Annotated in this window: 13 protein-coding genes; 2 read left to right on the top strand and 11 right to left on the bottom strand. The window is 55.5% G+C overall.

What is annotated here, in order from left to right:
- Window positions 1-158: 158 nt before the first annotated feature.
- Window positions 159-1,748, bottom strand: a complete 1,590-nt coding sequence (gene prfC / locus ACPUC7_RS05705; protein ID WP_494922089.1) for a peptide chain release factor 3 — start codon at window positions 1,746-1,748, stop codon at window positions 159-161.
- A 135-nt stretch (window positions 1,749-1,883) separates the two neighbouring features.
- Complete coding sequence (locus tag ACPUC7_RS05700) at window positions 1,884-2,987, bottom strand: M20 peptidase aminoacylase family protein (RefSeq protein WP_494922088.1); 1,104 nt, start codon at window positions 2,985-2,987, stop codon at window positions 1,884-1,886.
- A gap of 238 nt (window positions 2,988-3,225) precedes the next feature.
- Between ACPUC7_RS05700 and ftnA the strand changes: the two genes are divergently transcribed.
- Window positions 3,226-3,732: a non-heme ferritin gene (ftnA, locus tag ACPUC7_RS05695; RefSeq protein WP_494922087.1), complete on the top strand. Its 507-nt coding sequence runs from the start codon at window positions 3,226-3,228 to the stop codon at window positions 3,730-3,732.
- 96 nt (window positions 3,733-3,828) lie between these two features.
- On the opposite strand, the gene ACPUC7_RS05690 is transcribed toward ftnA, so the two are convergent.
- From ACPUC7_RS05690 to olsF, 5 genes are all read right to left on the bottom strand, one after another.
- Window positions 3,829-6,672 carry an EAL domain-containing protein gene (locus ACPUC7_RS05690; protein ID WP_494922086.1) on the bottom strand — a complete coding sequence of 948 codons (2,844 nt, stop codon included), beginning with the start codon at window positions 6,670-6,672 and terminating at the stop codon, window positions 3,829-3,831.
- 191 nt (window positions 6,673-6,863) lie between these two features.
- A complete protein-coding gene (locus tag ACPUC7_RS05685) occupies window positions 6,864-8,600 on the bottom strand; it encodes an ABC transporter permease (RefSeq protein ID WP_494922085.1) in 1,737 nt (578 codons plus the stop codon).
- 5 nt (window positions 8,601-8,605) lie between these two features.
- Window positions 8,606-9,571 carry an ABC transporter substrate-binding protein gene (locus ACPUC7_RS05680; RefSeq protein WP_494922380.1) on the bottom strand — a complete coding sequence of 322 codons (966 nt, stop codon included), beginning with the start codon at window positions 9,569-9,571 and terminating at the stop codon, window positions 8,606-8,608.
- 54 nt (window positions 9,572-9,625) lie between these two features.
- Window positions 9,626-10,693 (bottom strand): ABC transporter ATP-binding protein, encoded by a 1,068-nt coding sequence (locus ACPUC7_RS05675; protein ID WP_494922084.1) that lies wholly within the window; start codon window positions 10,691-10,693, stop codon window positions 9,626-9,628.
- 869 nt (window positions 10,694-11,562) lie between these two features.
- Complete coding sequence (gene olsF / locus ACPUC7_RS05670; protein WP_494922379.1) at window positions 11,563-13,290, bottom strand: bifunctional ornithine lipid synthase OlsF; 1,728 nt, start codon at window positions 13,288-13,290, stop codon at window positions 11,563-11,565.
- Between the two features lie 273 nt (window positions 13,291-13,563).
- Here olsF and ACPUC7_RS05665 point away from each other — a divergent pair, with 273 nt between their 5' ends.
- Window positions 13,564-14,184: a response regulator gene (locus ACPUC7_RS05665; RefSeq protein ID WP_494922083.1), complete on the top strand. Its 621-nt coding sequence runs from the start codon at window positions 13,564-13,566 to the stop codon at window positions 14,182-14,184.
- A gap of 60 nt (window positions 14,185-14,244) precedes the next feature.
- Here ACPUC7_RS05665 and ACPUC7_RS05660 read toward each other — a convergent pair whose 3' ends face one another.
- Genes ACPUC7_RS05660 through ACPUC7_RS05645 form a run of 4 tightly spaced genes read right to left on the bottom strand, consistent with a single transcriptional unit; the run spans window position 14,245 to window position 18,127 of the window.
- A complete protein-coding gene (locus ACPUC7_RS05660; protein WP_343550805.1) occupies window positions 14,245-14,949 on the bottom strand; it encodes a proteasome-type protease in 705 nt (234 codons plus the stop codon).
- Window positions 14,950-14,967: 18 nt separating this feature from the next.
- Window positions 14,968-15,768, bottom strand: coding sequence for a transglutaminase family protein (locus ACPUC7_RS05655; protein ID WP_494922082.1), 801 nt, complete (start codon window positions 15,766-15,768; stop codon window positions 14,968-14,970).
- Window positions 15,765-16,694, bottom strand: a complete 930-nt coding sequence (locus ACPUC7_RS05650; RefSeq protein ID WP_494922081.1) for an alpha-E domain-containing protein — start codon at window positions 16,692-16,694, stop codon at window positions 15,765-15,767. Before ACPUC7_RS05650 ends, ACPUC7_RS05655 begins: the two co-directional genes overlap by 4 nt.
- Complete coding sequence (locus ACPUC7_RS05645; protein WP_494922080.1) at window positions 16,688-18,127, bottom strand: circularly permuted type 2 ATP-grasp protein; 1,440 nt, start codon at window positions 18,125-18,127, stop codon at window positions 16,688-16,690. Before ACPUC7_RS05645 ends, ACPUC7_RS05650 begins: the two co-directional genes overlap by 7 nt.
- Window positions 18,128-18,182: the final 55 nt, after the last annotated feature.

Raw genomic sequence — 18,182 nt, 5'->3', positions numbered from 1 at the left:
CTCGTCCGACAGGATAATAGTAGTAGGTATTACAGCTTTTGCTGGCTCTTGTGGTTGATATCTCGCCAAAAAGCGATAAACGCAGCGCAATTAGGAGGAGTCTGTAACGGGGAAAAACAGGGCCAACGATAACCATTGGCCCGATTGAAAGCGCGAAATTAGTGCTCGCGCGTCTTGCGGAATGTCACGTCAGGATAGCGTTCCTGCGTGATATTGAGGTTAACCATGGTTGGGGCGATGTAGGTGAGATTGTCACCGCCATCGAGCGCCAGGTTAACTTCGTTTTTACGCTGGAAGTCGTCGAATTTTTTCGCGTCTTTGCACTCAACCCAACGTGCGGTTGAGACGTTGATGGCTTCATAAATCGCTTCAACGTTGTATTCGCTTTTCAGACGCGCCACCACCACTTCGAACTGCAACACACCGACTGCGCCCACGATTAGATCGTTGTTGTGCACCGGACGGAACACCTGCACCGCGCCCTCTTCCGACAGCTGAACCAGCCCTTTCAGCAGCTGTTTCTGCTTGAGCGGATCGCGCAGACGGATGCGACGGAACAGTTCTGGTGCGAAGTTCGGAATACCGGTGAACTTCATGTTTTCACCTTGGGTAAAGGTGTCGCCAATCTGGATGGTGCCGTGGTTATGCAGGCCGATGATGTCGCCCGGATAGGCTTCTTCAACGTGCGAACGGTCGCCGGCCATAAAGGTCAGCGCATCGGAAATCACCACGTCTTTGCCGGTACGAACCTGGCGCAGTTTCATGCCTTTTTCGTACTTGCCGGATACCACGCGCATAAAGGCAACGCGGTCGCGGTGTTTCGGGTCCATGTTGGCCTGAATCTTAAACACGAAGCCGCTGAATTTCTCTTCTTTGGCTTCCACCAGACGCGTGTCGGTGTTGCGCGGCATTGGCGTCGGCGCCCAGGCAACCAGGCCATCGAGCATATGATCCACGCCAAAGTTACCCAATGCAGTACCGAAGAATACCGGCGTGATTTCGCCGCTCAGGAACAGTTCATGGTCGAATTCGTGGGATGCACCTTGCACCAATTCCAGCTCATCACGCAGCTGTTTTGCCAGGTCTTCGCCAACGGCGGCATCCAACTCTGGATTCGCCAGGCCTTTAACGATGCGCACTTCCTGAATGGTATGACCTTTACCGGTTTGATACAGGTAAGTTTCGTCGTTATAGAGGTGATAAACCCCTTTGAAATACTTGCCGCAGCCAATCGGCCAGGTGATTGGCGCACAGGCGATCTTCAGCTCGCTTTCCACTTCATCCAGCAATTCCATCGGATCGCGGATGTCACGGTCAAGTTTGTTCATGAAGGTGATGATCGGCGTATCACGCAGACGGGTAACTTCCATCAATTTACGTGTGCGATCTTCAACACCTTTGGCGGCGTCGATCACCATCAAGCAGCAGTCCACCGCCGTCAGCGTACGGTAGGTATCTTCGGAGAAGTCTTCGTGTCCCGGCGTATCCAGCAGGTTCACCAGGCTGTCGCGATACGGGAACTGCATCACCGAAGTGGTAATGGAGATACCACGTTGTTTCTCCATCTCCATCCAGTCGGATTTGGCGTGCTGGTTGGAGCCGCGGCCTTTGACGGTACCGGCGGTTTGAATCGCCTGTCCGAACAGCAGCACTTTTTCGGTAATTGTGGTTTTACCGGCGTCCGGGTGCGAGATAATCGCAAAGGTACGGCGGCGCGCCACTTCTTCTAAAAAGGGAGCATTAGACATTGAGTGAATTCTTCTTCAAGGGCAACACGCGGGCGGCGCGCTGCGAATATATCGTTGCGCAAGATTGAGGCGGCATAGCATACAATAATTCGCGAACCGGGGGAATCCGCGCGCATCCCCGCAAACGTCTGTCCCTCATCCCAAAACTTTTACCGCCGCCGCTTTAAAGATCTTCACACCAATCTCCAGCGAACTCAGCTCAAAGCGCATCTCGGGATGATGCAAACCCGGCACCAGATTGGTGCCCAAACCCCAGAAACCGGCCTTCACCTGCGGGCGTTTGACCGGGTAATAGAAGAAGTCTTCGCTGCCTGGCGTGGTTTTGGTATCCAGCAAACCGTCCGCGCCCAGCACCTCAACAATCGCCGCACGAATCACTTCCGTCGCTTCATCGTGAATCTCCGCCGCGGGCATCTCTTTCAGCACCACCACTTCCGCTGTAGCACCCAGCGCCGCCACGCTGTGCTGAATCGCCAACGTAACCTTCTCTTTCAGCACATCCATCGGCGCGTTTTCCTGCGAGCGCAAATCCCATACCACGCGCGCCTCATCCGGCACCGAGTTGGTGACGCCGGCATCGCACAGGAAACGCGTGGCTTTGACGCTCCACGTTAATCCAGGCGGCAGGTGGATGGCGTTAACTGCCTGCACCGCTTGCACCGCGGCATCCAGCGCGTTAACACCCAAATGCGGACGTGCGGCGTGCGCCGGAGCACCTTTAATGGTGGCTTCCAGCGTGCTACAGGCGGAATAAATCACCGCTGGCGTGGCTTGCCCGACATGGCACTCTTCCAGCGGACGCACATGGAAGCCGAGAATCATCTCGACATCATCCAGCGCACCGCCTTCGATCATCGCCAACGCGCCGGCACCGAGCTCTTCCGCTGGCTGGAACAGCAACTTCAGCCGACCTTTTTTGATCGCACCCTCTTTCAGCAGCTCTTGCGCGGCGGTGAGCACCACCGACGAATGCCCATCGTGGCCGCAGGTATGACGCGCGCATGCCACGCCGTCGATAATGTGCCCCAGCGCATCCATATCCGCTCGCAATGCCAGCACCGGGCCTGGCACGCCGCTATCAATCTCCGCCACAATGCCGGTGGTGTTATTGATGTTGCGCGTCACCTTGAGACCGGCTTGTTCCAGCTGATCGGCAATATAAGCAGAGGTTTTGAATTCCTGAAAACCCAGCTCCGGGATTTCATGCAGAAAATGGTAATGCTCTAAGACGTTCGACACCGCTAAGCTCCTGGAAAGTAAAGGCAAGCCTCAGCATCGCCCGATGTGAAGCTATAATCAATCCAGCGTGAATGAAAATTAGTCAACAGTGAGAACTCTTCGCATTCAACTTGTGAAATAATTCCATTTACAATCAATAAGATAAATTCAACTTTTTTACGGAAACTCCTTCACAAAAAAGTATAGATTGATGCATAATTCGCCGTACTTCACCTGATAAATTAAAAAGGACTCAGCCATGTTAACTGCTGAAATGACCTCTCGTTTGAACGACCAACTGAACCTCGAATTCTTCTCCGCCAACCTATATTTGCAGATGAGCGCATGGTGCAGCGATAAAGGCTACGAAGGTGCCGCTTCCTTCCTGAAAATGCACTCACGCGAAGAGATGCAGCACATGCAAAAGCTGTTCGATTACGTCAGCGATGCTGGTGCCTTGCCAGTGCTGGGCAGCATTGCAGCGCCGGCGATTAGCTGGAATTCACTGAATGACGTGCTGGAAGAAGCGCTGAAGCATGAGCAGCTGATCACTAAGAAAATCAACGAGCTGGTGCACACCGCGCTGACCACGCAGGATTACTCAACCTTCAACTTCCTGCAATGGTACGTGGCAGAGCAGCATGAAGAAGAGAAGCTGTTCAAAACCGTGCTGGATAAACTGGCAATGGTCGGCAGCAAAGGCGAAGGTCTGTTCCTGGTGGATAAAGATCTCGGCCACATGTCGGTTGACGGCCACGGCGCATAAGCAACTGCCCGTCACCGCAAAATAAAAAAACGCCCGACATGTCGGGCGTTTTTTGTTTGGGTGGTCACCATAAATGGCGACCTTACAACGGTAATCTCAATCCAACTCTTTCAAACGCAATTCCGACGGCTGCGGACGGCCAAAGTAGTAGCCCTGGAACAGCGTACAACCCTCTTCACGCAGCTTGGTAAACTGCTCGTTGCTCTCCACACCTTCGGCGGTGATCTGGATATCCAGGCTGCGGCTCATGCCGGTAATTGCGCGGATAATTGCCAGCGCCTCGCGGCTGTCGCCCATGTCATTGATAAACGACTTGTCGATTTTGATCTTGTCGAACGGGAAGGAGCGCAGATAACTCAGCGATGAATAGCCGGTGCCGAAATCATCCAGCGCGATCTGCACGCCGAGCGTTTTCAGGCTTTGCAGCGTGCGGATGTTGCCCAGCGTATCGTCCAGCAGCACCGATTCAGTGATCTCCACTTCCAGCCGATGCGGCGCCAATCCCGATTCACGCAGCGCACCTTCCACCACCGACACCAGCGAGCTGTTTTTGAATTGCAGCGGCGACAAGTTCACCGACACCGATTGTTCCGTGCCCCAACTTTGTGCTTCGCGGCAAGCTTCATACAGCGCATACGCGCCGAGCATGTGAATCAAGCCGGTCTCTTCGGCAATTGGGATGAAATCATTCGGCATGATCAGCCCTTTGATCGGGTGATGCCAACGCATTAGCGCTTCATAACCGATGATGCCTTTCTCATCGGTGATCGGCTGGTAATAAAGGCGCAGCTGACGTCCGGTGATCGCATCACGCAGATCGTTCTCGATCACGCGGCGGCTACGCGCCAGATCGTCCATCTCCAGCGTGAAGTGTTCGTAGCGATTGCGGCCATTGCGTTTGGCTTCGTACAGCGCCATATCGGCGCAGCGCAGCATATGTTCCGGCGTGTTGGTGGCTTGCGACGTCAGCGCGATGCCGACGCTCAACCCCACCGACAGATTATGCCCTTCGACATTAATCGGCGGGCGGATCGCTTCGATCAAGCGTTGCGCCACCACTGCCGCTTCATCAGCGGTGCGAATATTCGGCAACACAATGGCAAATTCATCGCCGCCAATACGCGCCAGCGTATCGGGATCGCGCAGCGCACTGCGCAGGCGTTTTGCCACCACGCGCAGCAGGTCGTCACCAATCTGGTGGCCCAGCGCATCGTTCACGTTCTTGAAGTTATCGAGATCGAGGCACAAGGTGGCGCTGATTTGGTTGTGTTGATTATCCACACGCAGCGCTTCGCTCAGTTTCTGGCGGAACAGCACGCGGTTCGGCAAGCTGGTGAGGTTATCGTGGTGTGCCATATGGCGAATGCGCGCATCGGCTTCACGCTGATCGGTAACATCTTCGACAATCAGCATCACGTAATTCTGACGCATATCTTTGCCGCTGATAGTGGTGGCGCGGGTATGCAGAATGCGCTCGCCGGACGCCGTCAATAGCAGTTGTTCGCGCGAGTGAATACCTTCACTGCGCAGCGCGATATCCGCCAGGCTGTTGAAGTAATCTGCTTGTTCCGCCGTCATGCATTCGTACGGACGTTTATGCATGATCAACGCTTTGCTGATGCCAAACAGCTGCTCGGCTTTGTCATTGACCATCAAAATTTCGCGGCTGATCGCGTCTTCGACAATCACGCACGATGGAATGTTGCTGATGATGGTGTCGAGGAAGCCCGACAACTCAGACATCTTGGCACTTTGCGCCTGCGCCAAATCCCGTGCGCGCAGCAGTTGTTGCTCGTTCTCACGCCGTTCGGTGACATCACGGGTGATCTTGGCAAAACCGAGCATGCGGCCATCTTCGTCGTGGATCGCGTCAATCACCACATGCGCCCAAAACGCTGAGCCGTCTTTGCGATAGCGCCAGCCTTCATCTTCGAAACGACCGGTTTTCAGCGCGATGCCGAGGTTGGATTCCGGCGTGCGAGCGTTACGCTCAGCCGAGCCATAAAACACCGAAAAGTGCTGACCGACGATTTCTTCCGAAAGGTAACCTTTGGCGCGCTGCGCACCGGCATTCCAGTTCACTACGCGGCCCTGCAAATCCAGCATATAGATGGCGTAATCGGTGACGCCTTCCACTAACAAGCGGAAGGTTTTTTCGTGTTCACGCTGTCTGCGCAGTGCTTCGCGCTGCTCGGTGCAATCGCGGGTGATTTTGGCGTAGCCAATCAACTTGCCTGAATCATCACGAATCGCATCAATGATCACATGCGCCCAAAACGCGCTGCCATCTTTGCGATAACGGTAGCCTTCGTCCTCGAAACGACCGGTTTTGAAAGCGGTGCTGAGGTTCTTTTCCGGGATATGATCTTTACGATCTTGCGCGCTGTAGAAGCGCGAGAAGTGCTGTCCCACGATCTCTTCGGCGACGTAGCCTTTCGCGCGCTGTGCGCCTACGTTCCAATTTTCGACTTTGCCGTCCAAATCCAGCATGTAAATAGCGTAATCACTGACACCTTCCACCAACATTCGAAATCGCTGCTCCTGCTCACGCTGCTTGCGTTGTAACTCTTGTTGTTCGGTGCAGTCGCGGGTCACTTTGGCAAAACCCACCAGCTCGCCGAAGTCATCACGAATCGCATCGATCACCACATGCGCCCAAAAAGCGCTGCCATCTTTGCGATAGCGCCAACCTTCGGTTTCAAAGCGACCCACCGTGGCCGCCACCGAAAGCCCACGCTGCGGCGCACCGTTTTTGCGGTCGTCTTCGCTATAAAACAAGGCAAAATTTTTGCCGACAATTTCATCCGGCGTGTAGCCTTTGGCGCGCTGCGCGCCGGCATTCCAATTCGCTACGGTGCCGTCGGGTTTGAGCATGTAAATGGCATAGTCCACCACGCTCTGAACCAATAATCGGTACATGACGTCAGAGTTATTATTCATTGTTATTCGCCTATTGCTGCCTGGTATCGCCTGGACTTTCTAAGAAAATTCTTAATTAGTATGCAGACTTAAGCGCAAATACGTAGCGCTGACAAGCGCTATTCGTCTACAGACAAATGTTGGTAGTTAGATTATCGGCAGTGGCGAGAAAATGTTCAGCGGGATACCGCGAGATTAATCATGCGTTGACGCTAGGCTTGCCATGGCAGCACGCCTTGCGGCAGACGTCGCGCGAGTCGCGTTGCCAGCCCCATCAGCACGCACACCACCACAATCATCAGGCATCCCACCGCTGCGGCAAGCGAGGCGGAACCGCCTTCATCAAGGAATACGATGGTTGGACCGATAGTTTGCGTTTGCGAAGTGACCAGCAGCACCGACACCTGGATTTCATTCAGCGCAGTGAGGAACACCAGCACGCTGCCAGCCAGCGCGGAAGGCGCGGCCAGCGGCAGCAAGATATCGCGCATACGGCGCATAAAACCGGCACCGCACAGGCGCGCGGCTTCATCCAGTGCCGGTTCCAGCTGCGCGAAGCCCGCCAGCGTGGGACGCAGCACCAGCGCGAGGAAGTTAGCCAAATAAGCGGCGAGAATGATCCACACCGTGCCATACAGCGACACGTTAACCATCGGCAGCGGACGCAGGAAAAACAGCATCGCCGCCACGCCGGTGACAATACCCGGCAACGCATAAGTCAGTTCGCTCGCCAGCCACAATCCGCGCACCAGCTTGGTTCGCCGCCAGCTGAGGAAGTAAGCGAGGAACAACGCGCACAGCGTGAGGATTACCGCTGTTAAGCTGGTTAATCCCAAACTGGTGAGAAACGCATGGCGCACCGCTGGATAGCCCCACAATGCCGCGCGGAAGTTTTCCAGCGTCAGCGTTTGCCAGCTCAGCGCCTGACCAAATCCGCTGGTCAACGCGGTGATCAGCAGCGCGCTGAGCGGTAGCAGCAACGTCAGCGCCATCCATAGCCAGGCCACGCCTTCAATCGCCATGCGACCACGTCCTAAAGATTGCTGCCACACGCGCGGCGCGCCGTTGACGCGCACATCGTGCCGACCACCCAACCACGCGCTGGCCGTCATGCCCGCCAGCGTAATAAAGGCGATCAATAAGGCATACACCGCAGTGTTAGGCAGCGCGCTGGGGCCGATGCCGTTAAATTGTTGATACACCAGCGTGATCAGCGTTGGCACGCGCGCCGGAATGCCCAACATCGCCTGAATACCAAAGTTACCGGCGGCGGCGACAAACGTCAGCGCGGCACCCGCAAAGATTGCCGGACGCGCCAGCGGCAAAATGATGGTGAACAGCACGCGCGTGCGCGATGCGCCGCTGATCTGCGCAGCTTCGACCAAATCAGCCGGTAAACGCCGTAATCCGGCGCGCACCGTGAGAAATACCAACGGCGCATTGTGCGTGCCGAGCAGCAATACAATGCCCGTCAAGGAATAGAGCGGCTGTTCGCCGGGCACAAACCACGGCAAACCGAGGCTGGCAAACAACAGCGCCAAAGGACTCGATGGCGCTAGCGCCTGTAACCACGCCAGCGCCGTGACCTGCGGCGGAATCATCAGCGGCAGGATAAAGGCAAACACCCACGCGGTTTTGGCACGCAGATCGCTGAGCGCCACCAGCCACGCCGCGGCGGTGCCGAGCAGCAGCGAAATCAAGGTCGAACTGAGCGCGATGAGCAAGGTATTACCGCTGGCAATCAACACGCGATCGCTGGCCAGCAGTCGCAACAAGCGCGGCATATCCGGCACGCCGGTTGGCGCGATGGCGGTCCACACCAGCCGCATTAATGGCGCAACGGAAAGCAGGCCAATCATCAGCACCATCAGCAGCAGAACCAGTCGCTCGCTGTTAAATCGCCGCCGCTTGCCGCCCGCATTACGCCATTCGTTGCTCAACACGCTCATGCTACTTAACCGCCGAACAGCGCAGTGAACTGATCGCGCACGGCGGCATCTTCTTTAATCGCTTTGGCGACATCTGGCGACAGCAGTTTGATTTTGTTGATCGGCGTGAAACCTTCTGGCGCAGCCACACGATCGTCAACCGGACGGTTGCCCTGCTCGACCACCAGTTTCTGGCCCTGCTCAGACAGCATGAAGTTCACGAAGGCTTTGGCCGCTAGCAAGTTGTGCACCGATTTCATGATGGCAACCGGTTCGGTCACATAGGAAACGCCCTCTTTCGGATACACCAGATCAACCGGCGATCCTTTTTTCTTCGCCAGAATCACATCGGCGTCGGTGATGATGCCGTATTTATCCAGACCGCTCGCCACCGCTTTCAGCGCTGGGCCATTGCCGCCTTGCGGCGCGACGCCAATTGCCGCCAGCTTTTTGTAGAAGCCCCAACCAATTGATGGCGTGTTGATGTCGGTATGCAGTTTGTACAGCGCCGCGCCAGAATAGAGCGGACTTGGCACGGCGATCTGCCCTTTGTTGGCTTCTACCGCCAACGCATTCCAGCTATCAATCGGCTGCGCATGTTGGGTGTTATAAGCAATCACCGTGGCGATGATTTTGGTGCCAAAGAAGGTTTTATCTTTGTCGTAGAATGACGGATTGATGTGGCTCAGCGGCGCATCGCTGTATTGATACAGATGGTTTTCATTCTTCAGCGCGCCAAGGTTGATGGCGTCGGCAATCAGCAGCACATCCGGCTTGGCTTCGCCGCTCATCATTTCGGTGCGCAGCACGTTCATTAATTGCGTGGTGCCGTTACGCGTCCACTCCACCTGCACATTCGGGTAGGCGGCTTTAAACGCATCCATGGTTTGCTGGGCAATTTCCGGTGCCTGCGAGGTGTAAACCACTAATTTGCCTGATGGTGCGTCTTCGGCATGACTCACGGCAGAAAGCAGCAAGCCACTGGCTAACATCACAACGTTAAACGACTTACGCATAGCAATTCCCTGAATTAATGAGTGAAAAGGTTAAGAAGGAAGAATCCAACCGTCGCGCACCGCCACACCGATGGTGGCGTCGCTGACGGGTAAAGGTTGATCGGCCAACTGCAGCGTGATGCTGCACTCCGGCGCATCCAGCGGCACCACATTGATTTGGTGATGGCCGCCGCGATAAATCACCCGCTGCACGCGCGCGGCAAACTGCGGTTCGCCCGGCGCAGCTAAACGGAAATCCACCGCGTGAAAACTGGCTTGCCCGTGCGGCTGCGGACCTTGTTCTGGCGCGCAGCGCAGTGGCACGCGTAAACCGCAAAGCGTGGCATAAGCGCGCCCATCGCCAAGCGGTTCGATATCGCTAATTGGCAGCACTTTGCCGTCGTCAATAAAGCGCGCCACCATGGCGTTGGCCGGTTCACGCCACAACGTTTGCGGCGTAGCGAACTGCATCACGCGCCCGGCATCCATCACCACAATGCGGTCGGCCAACGCCATCGCTTCATGTTGATCGTGGGTGATGTAGAGCAAGGTGGCGTGGCTGTGATGATGGAAGCGGCGGAACTCCTCTTCCATGGTGGCACGCAGATGAACATCAAGATTGGCGAGCGGCTCATCAAGCAGCACCAGCGTGGGTTGGGCGACTAAACAGCGCGCCAGTGCCACACGTTGCCGTTGGCCGCCAGAGAGATCGGCAGGACGGCGGCTGGCGAAATTCTCCAATCCCACCAGTTCCAGCGCCTGTTGCGTACGACGTTCGCGCTCGCTGCGCGCCACGCCGCTGACTTTCAGGCTGTAAGAAACGTTTTCGGCGACCGTCATGTGCGGCCACAGCGCGTAGCTTTGGAACACCACGCCAAGCTGACGATCTTCCGGCGGCAGATGCACGCCAGGTGCGGCAAAACAGCGCTCGCCAACGTGGATCTCACCGGCATCGGCGGTTTCAAAACCGGCCAGCAAGCGCAATAAGGTGGTTTTGCCGCAGCCCGATGGGCCTAATACGGCGATGAATTCGCCCTGCGCGATATGCAGGGAGATGTCGTGCAAAACCGGCTGCGCGGCAAAGGATTTGCGCAGCCCGCGAAGTGTGATCGATGCCATGTTTCTGGCCTTTGTCTGACAGTCCGGCTAAGACCCTACGACACTGTGATGACGATTCCATGACATTGGATGAAGGCGGCATGAAGCCGAGGTGTTTTACGCTGGCACTGAGGAGGTTCCGCCCGCTATGCAGAGGATTGGCTCTGAGAAGGTTCCGCCCGCTAAACATTGGGCAGTTTCAGAATGTTAGATGCAGGCGTACGGGCAAAGGGCCAAATGGCGTGGCCCTTTGCAATCCGCGCCTTGCGCCGTCCTCGCTGTTCCCTCGCTCATCATTCCGGCCTGACGGACCGCGCGGATTCGCCATCCATGGCTCATGCCGCGCTTTCGCCGACATCGTGTCGGCTCATCCTGGCCGTCACTCTTCACTCGGCGCTGCGAATGGCGCCCGCGAACCTCGCCTGTGAGAATATTTTTCTAATTAAAAACAGCGTGGTCTGGAGAGGCTTTGTCTGGAGAAGGATTTCGTAGGGTGCGCATTTTTGCGCACCTGGTCACCATGAATGGCGACCCTACAAGCCACTGTGAGTTTCGTAGGGTCGCCATTTATGGTGACCAAAGGCTCAAGCGAAGGTGTGTTTATGAAACGCAGATTGTTGCAGCGTGGGTGTGGAGCGACATCCCATCCCGCTGAACGAAAGAGTGATGCCAGGGCAAGCCGCAGGGATGCGGCGGGAGGTGGCACTGAGCAGGAGCGAATCGCCGCCGGTCCGTCAGGCAGCGCGAATGAGAGAAGGCACCGCGTAGCGGCGGGATGGGCTGGCGCAAGGCGCGGGAGTGCAGAGGGGCGCGCCATCGCCCCTCTGCTTGGTCGCCGCACGGCAGCACTGAAACTGCCTAATCTATGGCGAACGAAAGCCTCACTAAAGTCACTCAGCGCTGACGGTTGCAGCCGGTTGCAAATGCATGCCGATATAGCGCTCATAACGCGCCGGTTTCACCCGCGTGAGATCCACCAGCACCAAACCATCGATGCAGTTATTGAAATCAGGATCGCTACCGAAATCGATAAACTGCACGCCGCCCGGTTCGCACACTTCGGAATACTGTTTGTAAAGCGTAGGAATCGCGGTGCCGAGGTTCGCCAGCAAGTGTTTCAGGCGACGCAGATCTTCGGTGTAGTTATCGCCGGTGAACTGCGCCAGCACTTCCGGTAACGAAGCGGGATACGGGCGGCGCGAGGTCGCCAGCGGCAATTCGGTGGGGAAGTACATGCGGTAGAACGCCACCAGCAAGTCGCGTGCTGCCAACGGCATGCCGCCAGAAATCGACACCGGGCCAAACAGATAGCGCGTTTCCGGGTATTTAGCGATGTACGCACCAATTCCCATCCACAGGTAATCCAGGCCGCGTTTGCCCCAATAGGCCGGCTGAATGAAGCTGCGTCCCAATTCCAAACCTTGATTGATGATGGGCAACATGCGCTCGTCGTAGTGGAACAAGCTGTCACTGTAAATGCCTTCTAATCCGCGACGCTCCAGTTGTTCCGCGCCAGGAATAAATCGGTAAGCGCCAACGATTTCCAGCTCATCGTCATCCCACAAAATCAGGTGATAGTAATCGTCATCGTATTTGTCGAGATCGCGACGGCGACCGCTGCCCTCGCCCACCGCGCGGAACGCCACTTCACGCAAACGTCCCAACTCACGCAGCAGCGGCACCCAACTGGCGCCGTTACGCCGCCACAGATAGATCTGCTTGCCATCCGGCAGCGTGCCGAGGCGTTCGCTTTCCATCAGCGCTTTCTTCAGCTCCGCACGATCTTCCGGGCGTGCAATCGCCGCTTCGGTCTGGAACAAGCCACGGCGTCCCTGACCAATGCGATAAAGATGTTTACGCAACCGCTTCGCCAGCTCTTTGCCCGGCGTGTGACCATCATGCCAATTGGCAAACGGGATCTGCTCGCCGATATGCAGTTTGATGCGCGATCCGCGCTGGCGGAACATCTCACGTACCAGCATCAACAGCGCCAGCGGCGAGGCGATTTTCGCGGCGGCATAGAACGCCAGACTGTTACGACCGGCCACATGCACCGGCACGATGGGCGCGCGCGCACGGGCGGCGAGGCGCAGGAAACTGTGATGCCAATGGCGATCGCGTACGCCACGGCTGGAAAGGCGCGACACTTCGCCCGCCGGGAAGATGATCAGCACACCTTGATTGTCGAGATGCTGCTGCATGTGAGTAAGCTGCTCGCGGCTGGTGCGATTGCCCATGTTATCCACCGGCAACATCATGTTGTTGATCGGTTCCAGCATCATCAACATGCGATTGGCGACGATTTTCACGTCCCGTCGCACCTGCGACACCGCCGCCAGCAGCGCTAAGCCATCCAGCGCACCCAACGGATGGTTGGCGACAATCACCACCGGACCACGCGTCGGAATCTGCTCCAAATCGCGTTCACTCAGTTCGCAGCGCACATCCAAATGCTCCAGAACCTGCTCGACCATATCCACGCCTTTGAGGTGGCGATAACGGGCAGCAAATTCCTGAAATTCATGTTCGCGAACTGCCCATTTGAGGAAGGTCTTTTGCCAGTTCGCCGGTTGATGACCTGGCCAGTAAGTATCGAGAAGCTGATCAACTGAAAACATCATTCACCCTTTTTATGCGTAGCGGTTTATCGCCTCGACGTTAGAGCGGCTTGTTTTCAGATTTATGACCATCGCTCCGGGCAAAGGAAAAAAACGGCGCGCCATGTTCTGGCGCATAAGATTGCTTCACTCACCTTAAAGTCCGAAATTCGAGACATAGCTTAGTGCTTATTGTTAAGCCACGTGAATTAATCTGGTCACACCAGTATTTATTGCTTTTTGAATGGTGTTTTAACTTGGCTGTTTTTTTATTTTCCTCTTCGGACTACACATATGATTCATTCAGTATTTATTGTTGATGACCACCCGTTAATTTGTGCCGGTATTAAAGCGTTATTGCAGTCATATCACTATTCGATTGTCGGTGTAGCAGAGAAAGGAGATTGGTTAATCAGTGAATTGATTTCGTTGCGTCCAGACGTATTACTGCTTGACCTCACCATGCCTGGCCGTGCTGGCATTCCGTTGATAGCCGATATCAAACGCGCTATTCCCGATCAAAAAATCATTGTGTATACCGCTTCAGAAAGCCTTTTTTATCAACGCTGTTGCTTACAATTAGGCGTGGAAGGTTATGTATGCAAGCGCGGCGATCTTGATGCATTAATTACGGCTATTGGAGAGGTGGAACAGGGAAAACGTTATTATCCCATCACCCATTCTTCGGCGGGCGTTGAGGAATTGATCGAAAGCGAAAAATTGATGAGCCTGACGCGGCGAGAATTGGTGGTATTGGTCAAATTAGCGTCGGGAATGAGTAATAAAGAGATCGCTTCACAATTGCAGCTCAGCAGTAAAACCGTCAGTACCTATAAAATAAAAATCCTGCGTAAGTTAGGGCTGAAAGGGATTAGCGGAATTAATATGACGGCCAAGGTGAATGATCTGGTTTGACATTCGGCGGTCACCATAAATGGCGACCCTACGCCAGATGTTGCGGGGTCGCCATTTAAATCACAACTTCAATGGCGGCAACTGCGAAAACACACTCAACAATCCTTTGCTCCACAATTGGCGAATCTGCGAGAAATAAGGATGTTGCTCGGTGATGTGATATTGCTGATTGTCGCTGAAGCTGTCGGTTTGATACACCATCACATCCAGCGGCAAGCCCACCGAAATATTACTCGCCAGCGTCGAATCCATCGAAATCAGCGCACACTGCATGGCCTGACTAAGCGGGGTTTCATAACGCAGTACGCGGTCAATAATCGGTTTGCCATATTTGCTTTCGCCAATCTGGAAATACGGTGTATCGACGCTGGCTTCAATGAAGTTGCCTTGCGGATAGATTTGGAACAAACGCGGCTCCTCGCCACGAATTTGTCCGCCCAACAGCAGCGTACCGCCAAACTCTTCGCCATCGCGCTTGATCACTTCGCGCAGCGTTTCACCAACCATCAGCGCAATGTCATACAGCGATCGCCCGTTCAATAGATTGGGCTGATCGCCATCGCCATTGTTGCGTCGCAGCAGGCTCAACACGCTTTGCGTGGTCGCCAGATTACCGGCACTTTGCAGCACCAGCGTGCGTTCATCATCCACCTGAAACACATGCAATTTACGGAACGAGGAAATATGATCAACGCCCGCATTGGTACGTGAATCAGATACAAAAATCATCCCTGACGATAAACGCATTGCCACACAATAGGTCATAGTCTTGCCTGTTCAGAATTACTGCTGCGCATGCACCTGAAGCACCGCAGCCACCGCCAGCATATCTTCACCGCCGCCGCCCATGCGCATACCGCGCACCGGACAAGCATCAAGATAATCCACACCCACCGCCAGACGTAAATGCTGGCGCGTGCTGCGGGTATTATTAGTGATATCAAAGCTGTGCCAACTGCCATCCAGCCAGGCTTCAACCCAGGCGTGAGTGGCGACGTGCTCAACATTTTCAGTATAGAGATAGCCGCTAACATAGCGCGCCGGAATCCCCAAACTGCGACAACAGGCGAGGAACACGTGGCTGTGATCCTGGCAAACGCCGCTGCCGGCAGCAAATACTTTCGCGGCGGCATCCGTCACCAACGTGCTACCGGGACGATATGGCATTTTCAGCAGCAACTCGTCCATCAATTTCTCCAGACTCGCCAGCGGTTTTTCTGGCCGCCAATAGCGCTGGGCGAATTCGCGAATTTCGACATTGGGCTGCGTCAGCGGTGTGACGCGCAAGAACACCAGCGGCGACAACAATGATTCAGGATCGGGCGCGTATTCACCACCATCCAAAATCTCCACCACGCCACGCGCGGCAATATCTAATTCCTGATGCGGCGTGTCCAGCGTCAACACATGCATCACGTTGCCATAGGCATCTTCGGTGCGCGTGGCTTCACACGGTAGCTCCAAATCCCACGAGATAATCTGCTGATGCACCGAATTTTGCGGCGTCAGGCGCAAATATTGAGTGCTGAGTGTCACCTGATGCTCGTAGGCGTAGCGGGTTTTATGCTCGATGTTTAGTCTCATTTCGCCTCCAGATAGGTGTGATTGATGCTGTCTGCCAGCGCGTTGAGGCGCTCGAGGAAATGGTTGATCCAACTATTCAATCCGTCCTGCGTCAGGCTTTGCCAGGTGCTGAAGCGCATTTCCGCCAGCAACACGGTGATCAAATAGCGCGGGCGATCTTCCCCGCTGCTACCAATGTTCTCCAGCTGTGTGGCAATCTCATCAATGCAGGAGTGCAGCGAGCGCGGGCTTTCGCTGCGCAGAATCAGCATCTCGTTGACCAAATCCGGTAGCAGCTGCTGCTTGAAGATGGCGTTGTAGGCTTCACGCGCCGACACCGCGCGCAATAAGGTGTCGAGGCAATAATATTCGCGCACCGAATCCGACTGTTGCTCGAGCAATTGCTGATTGACGCTGAGTAAACGCGCGGTGCCGTCGCTGCGCTCCATCAAGGTGCCGATGCGGATAAAGCTCATCGCATCGCCGCGCAGTAAGGTGCCAAACATCGCGCCGCGAAACAGGTGGGAGCGCTCTTTTACCCAATCGAAAAAGCTATCCGCATTGGCACTGGTAATGCCGCGTCGCCGCGTGTTGCGCATCTCAATCCACGTCGAGTTAATGCTCTCCCACACTTCCGATGACAAGCTGCCGCGTACCGCATGCGCGTTGTTCCACGCCTCCTGCCAACAGCTGAAAATGCTGCTGGGATTGCGATCGTCGAGCGCAAAGAAGTTGAACAGCTGCGGCATGGTGAAGCGGCCGTTGAGGGTTTCAAATAGCTCGCGCGTGCCGGTGAGATTCAGCGGCAGCATCAATTCATCGCCCTGGCTGCCGCGTACTGGCATCAGCGATAAACGGTTGGTCACGTCCAACACGCGGGCGAGTTGTTCTGCGCGCTCCAGATAGCGCGCCATCCAATACAGTCCACTGGCGGTGCGGCTTAGCATGATGCGTCATCCTCCAAAACCCACGTGTCCTTGGTGCCGCCGCCTTGCGACGAGTTCACCACCAGCGAACCTTCGTTGAGCGCTACGCGGGTTAAACCGCCCGGCACCAAACGAATATCGGCGCCGCACAAGGCAAACGGACGCAGATCGATATGGCGCGGTGCCAATCCGTTATCAATAAATGTCGGGCAAGTGGAGAGCGAAAGCGTGTCCTGCGCGATGTAATTTTCCGGGCGCGCTTTGAGGCGATCGCGGAAATCACTTAGTTCTTGCTGGCTGGCAACCGGGCCAATCAACATGCCGTAGCCGCCCGCGCCATGCACCTCTTTCACCACCATCTTACTCAAGTTGGCGAGCACATAAGTGAGATCCTGCGGTTTGCGGCATTGCCAGGTCGGCACGTTGTTGAGGATCGGATCTTCATCAAGGTAAAAACGGATCATGTCCGGCACATACGGATAGATCGATTTGTCATCCGCCACGCCGGTGCCAATCGCATTAGCCAACACTACGTTGCCGGATCGATACACCGACAACAAGCCCGGCACGCCAAGCATCGAATCGGGGCGGAACGCCAACGGATCGAGGAAAGCATCATCGACGCGGCGATAAATCACATCGACTTTGCACGGCCCGGCGGTGGTACGCATCATCACCGCGCCATCTTTCACAAACAGATCGGCGCTTTCCACCAGTTCGACGCCCATCTGCTGCGCGAGGAAGCTGTGCTCAAAATAAGCGCTGTTAAAGCGGCCCGGCGTCAGCACCACCACCACCGGATCGTTGACCGGCGAGCTTTCGCGCAGCGTTTGCAGCAGATGAGAAGGATAACGTTCCACCGGCGCGATGTGCTGTCCGGCGAACAGTTCAGGATAGAGCCGCATCATCATCTTGCGGTTTTCCAGCATGTAGGAGACGCCAGACGGCGTGCGCAGATTGTCCTCCAGCACGTAATACTCGCCATCGTTGTTGCGCACCATATCCACGCCAACAATGTGCGCGTAGATGTTGCGATGCAGATCCACACCCTGCATGCACGGCTGATACTGATCGTTCACCAACACTTGCTCGGCGGGCACGATGCCTGCTTTGAGAATTAATTGCTGATGATAGATGTCATGAAGAAAGGCGTTGAGCGCTTGAACGCGTTGGCGGATGCCGCGATCGAGCATCGACCATTCGCTGGCAGGAATAATGCGCGGCACGCTGTCGAAGGGGATTAACCGTTCTGCGCCGCCATCATCGCCGTAGACGTTGAAGGTGATACCCACGCGATGAAACAGCAGCTCCGCCTCTTCGCGTTTGCGCGCTACGGCATCGACGTCCGCCTGTTGTAACCATTCCCAGTATTGCTGATAGTGAGCGCGGTGTTGGCCATCGCTCAGCAACATCTCATCATAGAAGTGTGATGCTATCTGATAGCTTTCTTTCATGATTTACCCGGCGCGTGTCTGGAGATATTTTTCTCCTGCACAAACTGTGCCAGAG

The organism is Pantoea sp. CFCC18179, from assembly GCF_059412405.1.
This window is presented reverse-complemented; position numbering and strand designations above follow the sequence as displayed.